At 56.6% G+C, this 959-nt stretch carries 1 protein-coding gene; it reads left to right on the forward strand.

All coding sequences use genetic code 11. The features are described from left to right. Positions 1-277: 277 nt before the first annotated feature. On the forward strand, positions 278-959 hold a 682-nt coding region (locus CUC53_RS03305; protein WP_100292835.1), incomplete at its 3' end, for a replication initiation protein.

Consider the following 959-nt stretch of genomic DNA (forward strand, 5'->3'; position numbering starts at 1 on the left):
CTGCAAAGTTTTTTGTTGCCAACAAAAAATGAGCCTTCAATAAGGAAGTGCCTATCTATATTCTCTCGTAAGAATAGCTACTTAGGGTGAATTAGGAACGTTGCCCCTTTGCGTCTGCCTGCTGTAAAGTGCTGACCAGAAATGAAAAACCCCGAATCCCTGTTTATCAACTTGGCGGAAGATTCAGAGAGTTCGGGGCTAGCCATCATCTATGGAGAAAATCATACCACATGGATCACCCTACACAACCCCACACCGCCAGTAAGCGCGGTGTGCGATGGTAAAACCCGCGCTTCACGCGGCCTTTGTCGAACGCCTCCCCCGTCGCCCCTACTGCACCGATGATCCGGCGCAGGGGCTGCTTATTCGCTCGCAGGCGACCGCGCTTGCCTATCGCCACATCCAACACAACCCACCGCCTCATGTCTCCTGTCTGGTGTTTGATGTGGACAGGCCGGACGGCTATGAGGCGTGGAAGGAGGCCGGATTACCCGCCCCGAACTGGATCACGTTCAACACCCGTAACGGCCACGCTCACTATGGGTACTATCTGGCGGTCCCTGTTGCCCGCACCAGTGCGGCCAAGCAAAAGCCGCTGCGCTATTTGGCGGCCATAGAGCACGTTTTGGCGAAGCGGCTAGGGGCTGATATGGGGTATTCAGGGCTTATCACCAAAAACCCCGTACACGGCCATTGGTGGACGGTATGGCACCACAACGAGGCGTTTAGCCTCGACTATCTGGCGGAGTTCTGCCCCGATGCGGAGTTGGCGGCCTACAGCCGCCGCAGTTGCAAAGAGGTTAGCGGGCTGGGGCGTAACGTCACGGTGTTCGATAACGTGCGTGAATGGGCCTACAGCGCGGTGAGGGAGCATTGGCGACCCAATGGCTATGACGGATGGGCCAATGCTGTGAGGGCGGCCTGTGATAGCGCCAATGTGTTTGGTTTAGAGCAGGGCG

The sequence above is a fragment of the Aeromonas cavernicola genome, from assembly GCF_002795305.1.
GTDB lineage: Bacteria > Pseudomonadota > Gammaproteobacteria > Enterobacterales > Aeromonadaceae > Aeromonas > Aeromonas cavernicola.